This is a genomic window from Cupriavidus sp. GW822-FHT02D05 (assembly GCF_058802485.1).
This window is the reverse complement of the sequence record NZ_JBXAOE010000012.1, coordinates 197,294-213,921: the sequence shown is the minus strand read 5'-3', so window position 1 is coordinate 213,921 and position 16,628 is coordinate 197,294. Positions and strand designations below refer to the sequence as shown.

12 protein-coding genes are annotated in these 16,628 nt (G+C 63.5%); 4 read left to right on the top strand and 8 right to left on the bottom strand.

All coding sequences use genetic code 11. From position 1 onward, the window contains the following. Positions 1-1,542: an efflux transporter outer membrane subunit gene (locus tag AC1RQK_RS18100; RefSeq protein WP_492810292.1), complete on the top strand. Its 1,542-nt coding sequence runs from the start codon at positions 1-3 to the stop codon at positions 1,540-1,542. A gap of 33 nt (positions 1,543-1,575) precedes the next feature. On the opposite strand, the gene prpR is transcribed toward AC1RQK_RS18100, so the two are convergent. Then, positions 1,576-3,675 carry a propionate catabolism operon regulatory protein PrpR gene (gene prpR / locus AC1RQK_RS18095; protein WP_492810290.1) on the bottom strand — a complete coding sequence of 700 codons (2,100 nt, stop codon included), beginning with the start codon at positions 3,673-3,675 and terminating at the stop codon, positions 1,576-1,578. 51 nt (positions 3,676-3,726) lie between these two features. Here prpR and AC1RQK_RS18090 point away from each other — a divergent pair, with 51 nt between their 5' ends. After that, a complete protein-coding gene (locus tag AC1RQK_RS18090) occupies positions 3,727-4,614 on the top strand; it encodes an isocitrate lyase/PEP mutase family protein (RefSeq protein WP_492375063.1) in 888 nt (295 codons plus the stop codon). Positions 4,615-4,654: 40 nt separating this feature from the next. Here the strand turns inward: AC1RQK_RS18090 and AC1RQK_RS18085 are convergent, their stop codons facing one another. After that, on the bottom strand, positions 4,655-6,931 hold the full coding sequence (locus tag AC1RQK_RS18085; RefSeq protein WP_492810287.1) for an FdhF/YdeP family oxidoreductase: 2,277 nt from the start codon (positions 6,929-6,931) through the stop codon (positions 4,655-4,657). Between the two features lie 72 nt (positions 6,932-7,003). Next, entirely contained in the window at positions 7,004-9,784 is a 2,781-nt protein-coding gene (locus AC1RQK_RS18080; protein ID WP_492810285.1) for an ATP-dependent Clp protease ATP-binding subunit, read from the bottom strand. 586 nt (positions 9,785-10,370) lie between these two features. On the opposite strand from AC1RQK_RS18080, the gene AC1RQK_RS18075 reads away from it, so the two are divergent. After that, a complete protein-coding gene (locus tag AC1RQK_RS18075) occupies positions 10,371-11,177 on the top strand; it encodes a family 1 encapsulin nanocompartment shell protein (RefSeq protein ID WP_492810283.1) in 807 nt (268 codons plus the stop codon). 83 nt (positions 11,178-11,260) lie between these two features. On the opposite strand, the gene AC1RQK_RS18070 is transcribed toward AC1RQK_RS18075, so the two are convergent. Continuing rightward, positions 11,261-11,458, bottom strand: coding sequence for a hypothetical protein (locus AC1RQK_RS18070; RefSeq protein ID WP_492375067.1), 198 nt, complete (start codon positions 11,456-11,458; stop codon positions 11,261-11,263). Between the two features lie 97 nt (positions 11,459-11,555). Beyond that, positions 11,556-11,711 (bottom strand): DUF2474 family protein, encoded by a 156-nt coding sequence (locus tag AC1RQK_RS18065; protein ID WP_416048501.1) that lies wholly within the window; start codon positions 11,709-11,711, stop codon positions 11,556-11,558. A gap of 205 nt (positions 11,712-11,916) precedes the next feature. Between AC1RQK_RS18065 and AC1RQK_RS18060 the strand changes: the two genes are divergently transcribed. Further along, a complete protein-coding gene (locus tag AC1RQK_RS18060; protein ID WP_492810280.1) occupies positions 11,917-12,975 on the top strand; it encodes a Dyp-type peroxidase in 1,059 nt (352 codons plus the stop codon). Between the two features lie 90 nt (positions 12,976-13,065). On the opposite strand, the gene AC1RQK_RS18055 is transcribed toward AC1RQK_RS18060, so the two are convergent. From AC1RQK_RS18055 to AC1RQK_RS18045, 3 genes are all read right to left on the bottom strand, one after another. Continuing rightward, positions 13,066-13,986 (bottom strand): bestrophin family protein, encoded by a 921-nt coding sequence (locus AC1RQK_RS18055; RefSeq protein WP_492810278.1) that lies wholly within the window; start codon positions 13,984-13,986, stop codon positions 13,066-13,068. A 125-nt stretch (positions 13,987-14,111) separates the two neighbouring features. Further along, positions 14,112-15,119, bottom strand: a complete 1,008-nt coding sequence (gene cydB / locus AC1RQK_RS18050) for a cytochrome d ubiquinol oxidase subunit II (RefSeq protein ID WP_492375081.1) — start codon at positions 15,117-15,119, stop codon at positions 14,112-14,114. A gap of 4 nt (positions 15,120-15,123) precedes the next feature. After that, a complete protein-coding gene (locus tag AC1RQK_RS18045; RefSeq protein WP_492810276.1) occupies positions 15,124-16,524 on the bottom strand; it encodes a cytochrome ubiquinol oxidase subunit I in 1,401 nt (466 codons plus the stop codon). Positions 16,525-16,628: the final 104 nt, after the last annotated feature.

Genomic DNA, 16,628 nt, shown 5'->3' with positions numbered 1-16,628 from the left:
ATGCCTGACCACACTTACCACGCTTACCACGCTTACCACCCTTACCACGCCCGCCTTTCCTCCAGCCCGCCCACCCAACGGATTTCCGCCTTGAGTACCTATCCACGACGCGGCATCCTCGCCGGCCTCATTGCAGGCATCGCAAGCATCGCCGCGGCCGGCCTGGCCGGCTGCACCACGGTCGACGTCGCCGTGCCCGACAGTATCGCGGCGCCGGCCGCGTTCAGCGAAGCCCCCGCCGAGGGCACGCCGGCCGCGGCGCAGGACCTGGCGCAGTGGTGGCAGAACTGGAACGACCCGCAACTGACGCAGCGCGTGACCGAGGCGCTGGCGGCCAATCTCGATCTGCGCGTGGCCCAGGCGCGCGTGGCGGAGGCACGCGCGATCGGGCAGGTTGCGGAATCGGCGCTCTACCCGACGCTGTCGGCGCAGGCGCGCGCGGCGCGCGGCGTGGCCGACTTGCGCAGCCCCCCGGGCCTGCCGGATACCTCGCCCGGCCTGGACGGCCATCTTGCCGGACTGACCGTGGCCTGGGAGGTCGACGTCTTCGGCGCCCGCCGCAGCGACGCGCAAGCCGCAGCGGCCGTTGCCCTCAGCGCGCAAGAGCGCCTGCGCGGCACGCGCCTGGTGATCGCCGCCGACGTGGCCGAGAACTACCTGGCGGCGCGCGGCCTGCAGCGCCGCCTGCAGCAACTGGACCGGAGCACGGAAATCGTCGCTCAGTTGCTGAGCTATACCCGCGCGCGCTATGCGGCCGGACAGGCGCTGTCCTACGATGTCGACCGCGTGAACGAACAGCTTGGCGCGTTGCAGGCGCAGCGCCCGGTGCTGACGAGCCAGATCTCGATGCGGGAACGCCGCCTTGCGGTGCTCGCCGGCCAGGTGCCGCAGGCCGCGGCGGCGCTTTCGCCGCCGCCCGCGTTCTTCGTGCCGTCGCCGCCCGCCGGGCAGGTGCCGTCGGACGTGATCGAGCGGCGCCCGGATGTGCGCGCCATGGCCGCGCTGGTACGCGCGCAGGCTGCCAGGCTCGGCAGCGCCAAGGCGGAACGGTTTCCCCGGTTTTACCTGACTTTCCTCGGCCAGGACGGGCGCCTGCACGTGGACGGGCTGCCGGCGCTGAGCGGCACCGGCGGGCTGGTGGGCGTTGGCGTGCAGTTGCCGATCTTCACCGCGGGCCGCGTCCAGGCCGGCATCGATGCTGGCGACGCCCGCCTGCAGGCCGCGCAGGCCGAATACAACCAGACGGTACTGCGCACGCTGGAGGAAGTGGATAACGCCTACAGCCAGCGCAGCAGCCTGGACCAGCGCGGCGCCCGGCTGGCCGACGTGGTCGCCACCGCGCAGCGCAACAGCCAGAACGCCACGCGCCTCTACGAAGGCGGACAGCGCACGCTGCAGGATGTGCTGGACGCGCGCGTCGGCGCGCTGCAGCGGGCGGACGAACTGATCCAGACGCAAACGGCGCAGGCGCTGGCCGCCGTGCAGCTGTATCGGGCGCTCGGCGGAGAATGGCCGGGCGATCCGGAGTCAGCCCGGCATTGAGCTTGATGCATGCGCGTCCGGCGCGGAATCCGCCTACCCTCCCGTTTTCAGCATCCGCCACAGCGTGGTGCGCCCGATCCCCAGTTGCCTGCTGGCTTCGGCGCGGTTGCCGCCGGCTTGTTCGAGCGCAAGCAGTACGTCGGCGCGGGTCAGCGCAAGCCGCTGTGCATCGCTGCCAAGCGCCGGCGGCTCCGGGCGCATTCGCTCGAATTCGGGAAAGACAGCGCGAATCTCCTGCATGGATCCGGCCTGGGGATCGCCAAGGTAGATCGCCGCGCGGGTCAGCAGATTTTCCAGTTCGCGCACGTTGCCCGGCCATGCGTATCCGTGGAACAGGGGGGCCAGCAGTTCCAGCGCACGCGCCATGACTTCGTCCGGCAAGCCATATTGCGCGATGCTCCGCTTGACCAGGTGGCGCGCCAGTTCCGGTATATCGCTGCGCCGCTCGCGCAACGCCGGAAGCGCGATCTGCAGCAGGTTCAGCCGGAAGTAAAGGTCTGCGCGAAACAGGCCCTTTGCCACCAGGGCGTGCAGGTCCCGGTGCGTCGCCGCGATGACGCGCACATCGATCGGCGTGGCGCGCCCAGAGCCTAGCTTCATGACCTCGCGTTCCTGCAATACGCGCAACAGCCGGCTTTGCAGGGCCGCCGGCATCTCCCCGATCTCATCGAGGAAAATCGTCCCGGTGTGGGCGGTCTCGAACAATCCAGGCCTGCCTCCGCGCCGCGCGCCCGTGAACGCACCCTCTTCATGCCCGAACAGTTCACTCTCTATCAGGCCTTCCGGCAAGGCCGCGCAATTGAAGGCGACGAAGGGGTTGCCGCGGCGGCCGCTCGCGTTGTGAATGCCCTGCGCGACCAACTCCTTGCCTGTCCCGCTCTCGCCCGTCAGCAGTATGGTCGCGTCATGCGCCGCGCCGGCACGGGCGAGGCGCCGCACCCTGTCCAGCACGGCGGAGCTGCCGCTCAGGTCGTCCAGGCTGTGCCGTGCGACCAGCTGCGTCGGGCGCTGGGTGGTCCGCAATGACCGGTCGATGCGCTGCGCGGCCTGCGCGTCCTGCACCGTCACCACCGAGCCGGTACGCAGGCCATGCTCGACGATGGGCAGGCAGGTCACGATCAGCGCCCGCCCGCCGATGCGCGCGATCCGTTCTTCCAGCGGGCCTTCGGTGCTGATGGATTCGCGCAGGAAGGGCCCCACCGCAGCCGTCAGCTGACGCGGGATATCCTTGTCGCCAGCCAGCCCGAGCAGGCCGACCATGGCGGGATTGACGGCTTCGAGCTGCCCGGCGTCGTCGAACGCTGCCACGCCATCGCGCAGGTGCGCCACGATGGTGTTCAAGCGCACGCGCTTCGACTCCTTGTGCCGGCTGACCCTTGCCAGCTCGATAGAGCGCTCGAAGGCTTCCTCGACCGCCCCAAGGGAGTACAGGAACACGCTTTCGAGGCCGGCCTGCTGTGCGAAGTCGCACGCCATGCCGGGTCCGATGATGACAGTGCAACCCTGCGCGGCAAGCGATGCGACCGCGGTCCGTACCTCGTCGATCGAGCGATAGGCGCGTTGGAGCAGATCCACCTTCAACCAGGCCCGCAGATCGTCAAGCTCATGCGAAACCGTCTCATGCAGGACGAGCCCGATCCGCTCTCCCGGCCAGGCCGAAGCGGCTTGCGCGATCGCGCTGAGCACGTCAAAGCCGTTTACCTTGACCATCACCACGGGCACGCTCAGGTGATCGCGCAGATAGGCCCCGTTCGAGCCCGCCGCAAGCACGACATCCACGGTGCCCGCGTCGACGTATGCCTGCAGCGCGGCGACCGCGGCGCCATACCCTTCTCGTACCGCAAGTATCTTCGCCCGGTCGCTGTAGCGCGGCGCCACGGTTTCGCACAACGCTTGCAGGCGGCTGATGCTGACCAGGGCAATGCCGGGCCGATGCGCGTCGTGCCGCGAAACGGAAGTGAATGGAGAGAGCGTCGGCACGAAAGGTTTCCTCCTGCTGGAGTGGGATGTTCCACGAAACGTTTCGCGAAACGTTCCAAAAAATGAAGGAACATTCTCGCACGAATCATTCGCTGGAGCGCGCGCGTAAGTTATTGATTTGTCGGGAGATATGAAAAAGCCAGCCGTTGGCATGGATTGTGCTGAAAGGGTGTCTCCATTATTCAAAGTCCAGAGGTAAGTGCCATGTCATCTCATTCAGCCATCCGCCGCGCGGCATTGCGCCGCAAGGTCGACGAGCGCAGGGGCCTGCTGGTGCCCGGCGCGTTCAACGCGCTAAGTGCCCGCATCATCGAGGACGCCGGCTTCGAGGCGCTCTACCTGACGGGTGCAGGCGTGACCAATATGTCGTTCGGGCTGCCCGATCTGGCCTTTATCGGGCTGCAGGATATCGCCGAGCATACGGCCCGCGTGCGCGATGCCGTCGACCTGCCGCTGATCGTGGACGCGGACACGGGCTTCGGCAATGCGCTGAACGTCCGCCACGCGGTGCGCACGCTTGAGCGCGCAGGTGCCGACGCCATCCAGATCGAGGATCAGGTGCTGCCAAAGAAATGCGGCCACTTTGCCGGAAAGGCGGTGATTTCGACCAGCGAGATGATTGGCAAGCTTCACGCGGCCGTCGATGCGCGGGAAGACAGCAACCTGCTGATCGTGGGCCGCACCGACGCCTGCGCCGGGCACGGCATCGAAGCCGCGATCGAGCGCGGCCATCGTTTCGTCGAGGCCGGCGCGGATGTTCTCTTTATCGAGGCGACCGAGTCGCTCGCCGATATCCAGCGCCTGCCCGCGCTGTTCGATACACCCCAACTGATCAATGTCGTGATCGGCGGCAAAACGCCGACCCTGCCGCGCGACGAACTCGGCAAACTGGGCTATGGCATCGTGCTGTACGCGAACGCGGCGCTACAAGGCGCGGTCCACGGCATGCAGCAGGCGCTGACCGTGCTGCGCGACAGCGGGCGGCTGGACGAGGATCCGTCGCTGGTCGCATCGTTCAGCGAACGCCAGCGACTGGTGAACAAGGTGCTGTTCGACCGCCTCGAGCAGCAATACAAGGCGGGCGAGGAATAGCATCGGCGCCAGGCAATGCCCGGCGCATCCATCGTCAATTTCAATTGCCAGCCGCACGTGTCACGCGAACGGGAATGGATTTGTATGACGGCGTGCCGCTCTCCTTGTCGATGTAATCGAGCGGCACCAGTACGTTCGCCTCCGGATAGTAAGCAGCCACCGATCCCCGCGCGATGCTGTAGGCGATCGCCGTGATGTTCTTGAGCCGCAGCGGCCTGTCCGAGACGATGGTTTCGATGTCGACCAGGTCTCCGTGTTCCAGTCCATGCGACGTCAGGTCAGCCTCGTTCATGAACAGGACGTCGCGGCGCCCGAACACACCACGATAGCGATCATCCAGAGCGTAGATCGTGGTGTTGTACTGGTCATGGCTACGGATCGTGATCAGGCGCAGCACGTTCTCACCCCCGAGAACCACGGCATCCTCGTGCACGCCGCCGTACACGGAGAACTCGGCCTTTCCCGAGGGCGTCAGCCACTTGCGCTCGGTCGGCGGCAATGGAAGGCGGAATCCGCCCGGCGTGCGGATGCGTTCATTGAAGGCTTCGAACCCCGGGACGGTCCTGTCGATCAGGTCACGGATCTTGTCGTAGTCGGCAATCAGCTCCAGCCAAGGCACCTTGCTGTCCGGCAAGGTTGCGTGCGCGATGCCGGCAACGATGGCCGGCTCCGAGCGCAACTGCTCGGATGCAGGAGCAAGCTTGCCGGCCGATGCGTGGACCATGGACATCGAGTCTTCCACCGTGATCGATTGCGGCCCGCTTTGCTGCACATCGAGCTCGGTACGGCCAAGGCACGGGAAGATGTAGGTTTCCTTCGCCACCAGGAGGTGCGTGCGATTAAGCTTGGTGCCGACGTGCACGCTCAGGTCGAGCTTTGCCATCGCCGGAAAGGATTGCTCGGGATCCGGAAGTGCCACGGCGAAATTCCCGCCCAGGCAGATCAAGGCCTTCGAGGATCCATGGATCATCGCTTCCATGGCATTAACGGCGTCGTGGCCGTGTTCGCGGGGAAGCTGGAAGCCGAAGACGCCTTCGAGCCGCTTGAGGAAGTCCTCCGACGGCTTCTCCGTGATGCCGACCGTGCGGTTTCCCTGGACGTTGGAGTGCCCGCGCAGCGGGCATATGCCAGCGCCAGGCTTGCCGAAGTTACCCCGCAACAGCAGCAGGTCGGCGATCAGGCGGACATTGGCCGTGCCCTTGTTATGCTGGGTGACGCCCATGCCGTACGTGACAATCACGGCGTTCGACTTCGCATAGGCAATGGCCACCTGTTCGAGATCGGCTTGCAATAGTCCGCTCGCCTTTTCGATGTCCTCCCATGTCGTGGCCTCCAGATCCGCGGCGAAGGCGTCGAAGCCGGTCGTATGCGCGGCGATGAATTCACGGTCAAGCACGTTGCCCTGTTCCGCCTCCATCGCCATCAGCGACTTCATGATGCCCTTGAGTGCGGCCGCGTCGCCGCCGGCGTTGACCTGGAAATAGGTCGAGGCGATCCGGGTCGAGCCGTAGGTGGCCATCTCAAGCCAGTTCTGCGGATCGGCGAAGCGCTCCAGGGCGCGTTCGCGCAGCGGATTGAAAACGATGATGGGCACATTGCGCCGTGATGCCTCGTGCAGCGTGCCCATCATCCGCGGATGATTCGTGCCCGGGTTGTGGCCGATCGCGATGATGAGATCGCACTTATCGAAGTCGTCAAGCGATACCGTGCCTTTGCCGATGCCGATCGATTGTGGCAGCCCGACACTGGTCGGCTCGTGACACATGTTCGAGCAGTCAGGGAAATTGTTCGTGCCGTACTCCCGCACAAAGAGCTGGTACAGGTAGGCGGCCTCGTTCGACGCCCTGCCGGACGTGTAGAACTCCACCTGGTCTGGCGGCAAGCCGCGCAGGATCTGCCCGATCCGGCCGAACGCCTCCTCCCACTCGACAGCGCGGAACGTATCCGTGGCGCGATCGTACACGAGCGGATGCGTCAGCCGGCCCATGTCCTCCAGCTCGAAATCCGACCGCTGCAGCAGCGATGACACGGTGTTGTTTGCAAAAAACTCCGGGCGCACGCGCTTGGTCGTCGCCTCCCACGTGACGGCCTTCGCGCCGTTCTCGCAGAACTGGAAGTTGGAGCGGTGCTCCTTGTCGGGCCAGGCGCAACCCGGGCAATCGAAGCCGTCCGGCTGATTGGTCCGAAGCAGCGTGATCGGGGCCTTGATGGTTTCCATCTGCAGCCGGATGGCCTGGGCCGTCGCTCGCAGCGCTCCCCAGCCGCCAGCAGGGCCGTCGTATTCCCTGATGCCGGGCACTTCGCGTCGATTGGTCATTTGATGAACTCCATGGATGAAAACTGTGGCGCTACGCAATCGAGCCGATTTGACGCGCCTCGCTGTCTACGACTATGCGGCCGACTTCTTCGGCCTTGATCCGGCACGACGATCCGGATCCGCGTCCTTCGACGTGGTTCCATCGGAAGGCGGGATGTCCTTTGCCTTGGGCTCGGCCGGGAGCTTGTCGAACCGTATGTCGCCGCTGTCGTTGTCGTAGTCGATCGTGGCGCTGTCGCCCGACTTCAGCGCGTCACCGAGAATCTCCTTCGCGAGACGCGTTTCGATGATCTGGCGAATCTGGCGCTTCAGTTCGCGTGCGCCGAACTCGGGCTGGTAGCCGACGTCGACCAGATGGTCGACGAGCGCCTCGCCAAAGCTGAGCGTGATGTCCTGTGCTGCCGCGGTACGCACGATGCGATCGAGCTGGATGTGCACGATCGCGCGGATATTCTCCTTGGCCAGTGCGTTGAACACGATGATCTCGTCGATCCGGTTCAGGAACTCTGGACGGAAGTGCCCCTTCAGCACGTCCATTAGCGCCTCGCGGACTGCCTTGTCAGGTTTGCGCGCGGCCTCGGGCCGCGCCAGGTTCTCCATGATGATGGAGGCCCCGAGGTTGCTGGTAGCGATCAGGATCGTGTTGCTGAAGTCGACCACGCGGCCTTTGCCGTCGGTGAGCCGCCCGTCGTCAAACACCTGCAGCAGCACGTTGTAGACGTCGGGGTGCGCTTTCTCGATCTCGTCAAGCAAGATCACGCTGTAAGGACGCCGCCGCACGCGCTCGGTCAGCTGGCCGCCCTCTTCGTAGCCCACGTAGCCCGGTGGCGCGCCGATCAGGCGCGCTACCGCGTGGCGCTCCATATACTCGGACATGTCGATGCGGATGATCGCCTGCTCGTCGCCAAACACGGTTTCGGCCAAAGCCTTCGCCAGCTCCGTCTTGCCCACGCCGGTGGGTCCCAGGAACAGCAAGGTCGCGATCGGCCTGTGCGTCTGGCCGAGGCCCGCGCGCGACAGACGTACCGCATCGCTCACCGCGACCACCGCATCTTCCTGGCCAACCACCCGCTCGCGCAGCTTCGCCTCCATGGCAAGGAGCTTCTGCCGCTCTGCCTGCGTGAGCTCCGCGACCGGAATGCCAGTGAGGCGAGACACCACCTCAGCCACTGTTGCCACCGTCACCTCGAGCGTCTCCGAGCCTGTCTTTCGCTGCCACGCCTCCATCGCCTCGTCGAGCTGCTTCTGCTTCTCGCCGATGCGCTCCTCGAAGCGCTTCGCCTCGTCGAAGCGCTTGCGCGACGACGCATAGTCCTGCTCGCGCTTGAGCTGCGCGGCTTCCGCTTCCAGTTCCTGGATCGCGGCCGGACGGGATGTCGCACCGATTCGCACCCGTGCCGCGGCCTGGTCGATCAGGTCGATCGCCTTGTCGGGCAGGAAGCGCGACGTGATGTAGCGATCCGCGAACTCGGCCGCCGCGACAAAAGCATCGTCGGAGAAGGTCACCTGGTGATGTGCCTCCAGCTTGTCACGCAAGCCGCGCAGGATCACGATGGTCTGCTCGACGCTCGGCTCCGGCACAAGCACCGGTTGAAAGCGCCGCTCGAGTGCCGCGTCCTTCTCGATGTACTTCTGGTATTCATTCAGTGTCGTTGCGCCGATCAGGCTGAGCTCGCCGCGCGCCAGCGCAGGCTTGAGCACATTGGCGATGTCGAGGCCGCCCTCGCCCCCGCCCTGACCGGCCCCGACGATCGTGTGCAACTCGTCCACGAACAGGATCAACGAGTCCTGCTTCGCGGTGACCTCCTCGATCAGCTTTTGCGCGCGCTCCTCGAATTCGCCGCGGTACTTCGCTCCCGCAACCATCGCGTTGATATTCACTTCGACGAGCCGCTTGTCGCGCAGCACCTCCGGCACGTCGCCGTTGACGATCCGCTGCGCGAGTCCTTCCACGATGGCTGTCTTGCCGACGCCCGGCTCGCCGATCAGCACGGGATTGTTCTTCTTGCGCCGGGCCAGCACCTCGATCGTGCTCTCGATTTCCTGCGCGCGGCCCAGCACCGGATCGAGCTTGCCCTGACGCGCCATGGCGGTGAGATCGCGGCCGAACTTGTCCAGGTTAGGCGTGCCTGTGCCGCCTTCGATGCGGCCATCCTCCGCGCCCTTGCCCACCACCTTGACGACCTTCTGGCGCAAGCCTTCCGGTGTCACGCCATACTTCTTGAGCAGGGCTCCCGCGATGCTCTCGGGTACCGCGGCAAGGCCGATCAGCAGATGCTCGGGCCCGACGTACGAGTGGCCCAGCTCATGCGACGCCTGGAAGGCAAACTGAAAGGCCTTCTTCAAACGCGGCGAGATCGTCATCCGGTCGAGCGGCGCGTCGGGGGCCGCTTCCCCAGTGCGCGCGTGCTCGTCGATGTAGGTCTTGATGTCCTGCGCCGATATTTTGAGCTCCTTGAGCAGTGCGCCAGCAATGTCGTTGTCGGCAAGCACGTACAGGAGATGCTCCGTGTCGAGCTCGGCGCGGTGCAACTCGTGCGCCTTTTCTGCCGCGCGCTGCAACAGTTCTAGCGTCTGCTCGCTGAAGGCGTCCGTGGCATCGACGGATTCGCGCGGCACCTCGGCGGAGAACGAGCCCGCATCGCCAGGCTCGCCGCCCATGCCCCCAAACAGATGGGACAGCCCGCTTGCTCCGCTCAACAGGGAGTCGAACGGGTTCAGCATGTTCTGGTGCCGCAACATCTGCCGGTAGTGATAGTCACAGATTGAGAGCGTCCTGCGCTCGCCGTTCTCCATCACGGTGACACGGGCAACCGCGGGGCGTGCATTACAGATATCGCAGAGGTCTGGCATGGCGTGAGGATCCTTGTTGGTCGAAGCGTTCAGACTGTTCGAATCGGATGCAGCATGGCAGCCGGGCTGTTCTGGCGTTGCGAGGCCGAGAGGCCACTGGAATCATCCAGCTGTTGACTGATTCTTCTGCCCCTGTCTTGGCAAGTTTCCGACTTCGTCGCAGTGAGATCAGCCTGTGGCTAACATAGCTGATCGCCAAGCCGGCGCAAAGATACAGTTGATAACGATCGGTGCGCGTCGACTGTGCTCTCCCTCTTTTCCGTCTGTTCGGTGAGGGAAATCGGATGAAATTGAATGGTGCGGCGGCGCTGTTCCTGATTCCGGGCGTGGCAGCGAGCACCGTTTAGAGCACAGTGGGATCGGCTTGCACAATACGATGCGGCAGAAGCCTTGCTGTGCTCTTGCCCGGTCCGTGACGTTCATTGAGAATGCTCGAGCAACGACGCAACGACGCAACGACGCAACGACGCAACGACGCGCTCGACCGGCACCCAGGAGGTCGCGGTTGAAAGAATCGAACACCAGACATGCAACGAAGACGGCATGACGATACGATGCGTAGCGGCCAGTCAAAGGAAGCCTTCAAATGAACAATCTCCATCGGCAGTTGGCGCCAATCTCCGAAGGTGCTTGGGAGCAGATTGAGCAGGAAGCATCTCGCACCCTCAAACGCTACTTCGCAGCTCGGCGTGTTGTCGATCTGATTGGACCGAAGGGTCTCGAATTCTCAGCGGTTGGCACTGGCCAACTGCGGGAAATCGCACCGCCGGGCGACGGCATCGAAGCGGTCCAACGCGATGTGCGGGCGCTGGTGGAACTACGGGTCCCGTTTGCGCTGTCGCGCCAGGAGATGGATGGCGTCGAACGTGGGTCGAACAATCCCGACCTGCAGCCACTGAAAGATGCGGCGCGCAAACTCGCACAGGCCGAGGATCACATTGTCTTCGAAGGCTATGTGGCGGCCGGGATCCAGGGGATCTCTCAGGGTGCCAGCCATGCCGCGCTGGACCTTCCACCCGATATCGGCGGATATCCGGCCGCGGTGGCGCAGGCCGTAGACCAGTTGCGCCGTGCTGGTGTCGATGGGCCCTACAGGCTACTTCTGGGCGACAAGCCATTCACGGCCGTGAGCGGGGCCACTGACAACGGATATCCCGTTCTACGCGACATTCGCCAGCTTGTGGACGGCGACATCATCTGGGCGCCAGCGATGGACGGCGGCATGGTGCTCACCGAGCGGGGCGGCGATTTCGAACTGCACATCGGCCAGGACGTATCCATTGGGTACCTTGACCATACCGACGCCACCGTTCGATTGTATTTTCAGGAAACGCTCACCTTTCTCATGCTGACCGCCGAGGCGGCCGTCGTGCTTGGACGTTCGGGGCGGTAGATGACCCGCCGAGCGGCGCGTATGCCTGTCGACCATCTGATGGCAGTGGCCACCGCCGCCACATGGCGGGACCGCGAGCATGCTCACCCGCCCAGCTCTTGAAACGCGTGGCCGTTGGCTTGCAGTTCCTTCAGGAGTCCGGGCGGCAGCTCGCTCTGCCAGACATGCCCCTCGAGCTGCCACTGACTTGCATCCTGGAGGTCGGGCAGGCCTGCCCCCTTCAACACGTAGAGTCCCAGCGTCGGCTTCTTGAGATGGATGTAAAAGTCAAATTCCTGCATGTTCGGGCTCCCCACTAAAACGCAAGGGCCTGCCTTGGCCAGGCCACACGCGTCAACAGACACCGCCGATCGATGAACACAGGGTCCATCCTTGTATTCAATGAGACCTGAATCCAATGGCCCCCATCGCGAGCCGGATGAGTGCCGCGACCAAAGCGACTGAAAGCACGCCGGCGGCCCAGAGCCCGACTAGCCAAAATAACTGGCTCCAGCGGCTGCGCCACCTTGAAGCCCGATTGAGCAAGTTGTTCATCTCTTTGATCCTCCGGAGTGACCAGCAACGCTTGCGTTCGGCGAACTTAACCTTCCCGCGAGACAAGTGGGCCATCCACCCAGCATTGGCACCTTTGAATGATAGGATAGACAGCGGTCCGGCTATCGCGAACAGTCATAACAGTCATAACAGTCATTTATCATTCCACCATTCTTGAAACTCGTCCTGGAAGACACTCGTCAACATGGCAAACATCATCCCCGAGCAGCAAGCCGTATGTAGTCCGATCACCCGTAGCGCGATCTTCATCGTCGCGGTCCTGTCCGCGGGCGAGAACAGCGCGGATACCGTGCGTGAATTGTGCGCGGATATCGGCGCCCTCGTTCGTGCCGTGGGAAAGCGAGTCCCCGGTGGCAACCTCTCGTGCGTCTGCGGATTTGGTTCGGATGCCTGGGACAGACTGTTCGGAGACCCCCGTCCCGCCAGCTTGCACGCCTTTCGCGAATTCGGTGCCGGCGATCGCCGCGCCATGGCGACGCCGGGTGACCTGCTCTTGCACATTCGCGCCGACCAGATGGACCTGTGCTTCGAACTCGCAACTCAGTTGATGAGCCGGCTTGGCGCGGCCGTGTCGGTGGTTGACGAAGTACATGGCTTTCGCTACTTCGACATGCGCAGCATGGTCGGCTTTGTCGATGGCACCGAGAACCCGACGGGCACCGAGTCCATCCGCTTCACGATCATTGGCGATGAGGACTCCTCGTTCGCCGGGGGCAGCTACGTGATGGTGCAAAAGTACCTGCATGACATGGCTGGATGGAATAACCTCTCCGTCGAGGCGCAAGAGCGAATCATCGGCCGCACGAAGCTGTCGGACATCGAGCTCGATGCAGCGGTCAAGCCGTCGTCGTCGCATAGTTCGCTCACCACGCTTGAGGAAGACGGGGAGGAGGTGAAGATCCTGCGCGACAACATGCCTTTTGGACAGCCAGGCAAAGGCGAGTTTGGCACGTTCTTCATCGGGTATGCCCGCTCGCCCAAGCCGCTGGAGCAGATGCTTGAGAACATGTTCGTCGGGCGGCCGCCTGGAAACTATGACAGGCTGCTGGACTTCAGCAGGGCAGTCACCGGCGGCCTGTTCTTCATTCCATCGGCCACGCTGCTGGAAGACCTTACCGAGCGTCGCCCGAATGCCAATCAAGCGGATAGCGGTGGTCACGGCTCCCCTTTGTCGTCGCAGGCGCAGCGCCAGGACGGTTCCCTGATGATTGGTTCGCTCAAAGCGGCATCGCAAGCCGATTGACCGGGTTGACCTCGTTGGCATGCTCGGCACCTGTTGACTCCTGTTGACTCCTGCTGACTCCTGCTGACTCTTGCCAATCGGGAAGATCGGCTATGTGAATTGATAAGGCCGGACCGCTACCGTTTCCGCCGGTAGCTCGCGATCGCAAAGCTCGAGAATCGACCGCTCGATATTGCGCGTCATGGCATCGAGCGCCAGCGCGTTCGGTGCTAGTCCGAATGGCTCGGCGACTTCACTTGCGATCGCCTCCAGCGCAATCAGCGTGTAGGAGATGAAGACGCATAGCAATGGCGTGAAGAACTCCGTCGAGTCGACCAGGCCAAACGGAAGCAGCACGCAGTAGGCGTAGACCGTGCGATGCAGCAGCACGTTATAGGCAAACGGAATCGGCGTGGAGACGAGCCGCTCGCATCCCCCAAGCGCCTTACCCAACTCGTTGATCTGGGTGTCGAGTATCCAGCGCGTGGTGTCGGCTCCAGCGACTTGTCCCTGGTAGCGGGCGAGGCCGCGGCGAAGGTCATTCAGCAAGGCCGTCGGCGTGTAGGACTTCCCATGCAACGCCGCCATTTGCTCAGGGCCGAGGAAGCGGCGCAGGTCCTCTGTCGGGTCGGTCGCGCGCAACCGATGCTTAAGCGCATAGATGAACGCGATCAGCGTATTGGCGAGTCGGGTGCGATCCACCGCCTCCAGATGTTCTGGCAGATAGCAGAGCATCTGCGAAGTGAGCGAGCGCGATGCGATCAGCAGGTTGCCCCACAGGTGGCGAGCCTCGTTGAAACGGTCGTAGCTCGCGTTGTTCCGGAACGCGAGAAAGATGGCCAACGCCAGGCCGAACAGCGTGAATGGCGCCGTATTGAGGGGGATCTTCTCGCCAAACACCTTTCCATGGGTAAACACGGCCAGGCTGCTGACAGCCCCCATGAAAACAAGTTGGGGAATGATGGTTTGCAATACCGAACCGTTCCAGACGAACAGCATCAGGAACCAGTTTTGTCTCGGCCTCACAATCATGGCGTCTTCTTCTCCGGCATTGCTGCGGGTGGGGGATGCTCCAGGGCTAGCGGGAGCGAACTGCGGTGCGGCCACGCAGTCCGGCAAAGGACCGGAACGCCGGCGCGACCGGTATCTGGCATGGGTCAGTGATAGCCGGCATCGCCCTCGCGCACCTTGCCCCGGAATACCCGGTATTGGAGTGCGTTGTAGACCAGGATGACCGGTAGCACAATGACGGTGCCAACCAGCGCGAAGAGCTGGCTGGACGGGCTGGAAGACGCTTCCCAGATCGTCAGCGACGGCGGAAGAATGTTCGGCCAGATGCTGATGATCAAGCCGCTATAGCCGAGAAAGCACAGCGCAAGCGTCAGGAGAAAGGGGGTCGCTTCGTGCCGCAGCCGGACTGCGCGGAAGATGCCCCATGCACAGGCCAGCACCAGGACAGGCACCGGCAGGAACCAGCCAAGGTTGCCGCTGCCGAACCAGCGATGGGCCACCGCCGGCAATCCCAGTACCGTCCAAAGGCTGACGATCGCGATGGCACCCAGCAGCACGCACACCAGAGGCCGCATCAGCAGCCGCATCTTGCGCTGCAGTTCACCGTCCGTCTTCAGGATCAGCCATCCGCAGCCCAGCGCGGCGTAGGTAAGGAGAACGCCGATGCCGCAGAACACACTGAATGGCGAGAGCCAGTCGAACGGTCCTCCGGCAAAACGGCCGTCGACGATCCTGATCCCCTGCAGGAGCGAACCGAGCACGATCCCCTGGCAGAAGGACGCCAGCGCGGAGCCGCCAATAAAGGCGAGATCCCACAGATGCTGCGTCCGCTTTGCCTTCGCCCGCAGCTCGAATGCCGCGCCCCGGAAGATCAGGCCGACGACCATCAGGATCAGCGGCAGGTAGTTCGCCGGCAGCAGCGTCGCGTAGACGACCGGGAAGGCGCCGTACAGCCCGGCGCCCCCGAGCACCAGGAAGGTCTCGTTCCCGTCCCAGACCGGCGCGACGGTATTGAGCATCACTTGCCGGTCTCCCTTGGCTTCGAAGAATGGAAACAGGAGGCCAATGCCAAGATCGAATCCATCCAGCATCACATAGATAAAAACGCCGAGGCCGATGATGGCGGCCCAGATCACGGGCAGATCGATTGACATGGAATCATTCTCCTTCCAGCGCATCCGAGGGTGCGGCCAGTGCGCGACTACGCAATCCTGGGTGCTTGAGCAAGGCGGCGGCATGCGAGTTCAGCACCGGTCCGCGCGTCATCAGCTTCATCATGTAGTAGACGCCCATCCCGAAGACCAGGAAGTAAACGATGACGAAAATCAGCAAGGAAACCCCGGCAAGCTGGGCGCTGATCGGAGAGACGGAATCTTCCGTGCGCAGCACGCCGTACACGGTCCAGGGTTGTCGGCCGACCTCGGTCGTGATCCAGCCCGCCAGCAGTGCGATCAGCCCGGATGGCCCCATGCACAGCACAAGCCACTGATACCAGCGCGTTTCGTAGAGGCGGCCACGCTTTCTCAGCAGCAGGCCGAGCAGCGCGGTCAACAGCATCAGCATGCCGAGTCCCGCCATGATCCGGAACGTCCAGAACAGGATCGGCGAGTATGGCCGGTCCTGCCGCGGAAATGCCTTCAGGCCACGAATCTCGCCATCCCAGCTGTGCGTCAGGATCAGGCTGCCGAGATGAGGGACCTTCAGCGCGTAGTGTGTCTCTTCCGACTCCATGTCGGGAAGACCGAACAGATTGAGCGCCGTGCCGCCCTTCTCCGTTTCCCAAAGACCTTCGATCGCTGCGATCTTGGCCGGCTGATACTCGCGCGTGTTGAGGCCATGCGCGTCACCCACGACGATCTGGACCGGTGTTACCAGCAGCAGGATCCACAACGCCATCGAGAAGCTGCGCTTGACCGGCACATCGCGCCGCCCCTGCAACAAATGCCAGGCGCCGCACGCGGCGACCATGAATCCCGCCACGATGAACGCCGCGATTGTCATGTGCGCGAGGCGATAGGGAAAGGACGGGTTGAACACCACCTTCAGCCAATCGACAGGGACAATGCGGCCGTTCTCCATGGCGAATCCTTGCGGGGTATGCATGAAGCTGTTTGACGCCAGGATCCAGAATGTGGAAATGAGCGTACCCAAGGCAACCATCAGTGTCGCGAAGAAGTGCGCGCGAGCACTCACCCGCTGCCAACCGAACAACATCACGCCGAGAAAGCCTGCCTCGAGGAAGAAGGCCGTCAGTACCTCATACGTCAGCAGCGGTCCCGTGATGTTGCCCGCAACCTGCGAGAACCCGCTCCAGTTCGTGCCGAACTCGTAGGCCATTACAACGCCGGAAACCACGCCCATGCCGAAACTGACCGCGAATACCTTCGACCAGAACAGGAACATATCCTTGTAGCTGCTATCCCCCGTCGCCAGCCAGCGCCATTCCAGCACGGTGAGGAAACTCGCCATGCCGATGCTGATCGCTGGAAAGACGATATGGAATGAAACGGTGAAGGCAAACTGCAGCCTGGCAAGATGTAAGGCATCGAAGATTTCCATGATTCTCACTTGCACCTGGAAGGAAGGGTCCACGGCATCAGCCAGGACCGCGCGATTCAAATCGAAGATGGCCCTTCCGGATCGCGCGAGGCCGGAGGGGGGCA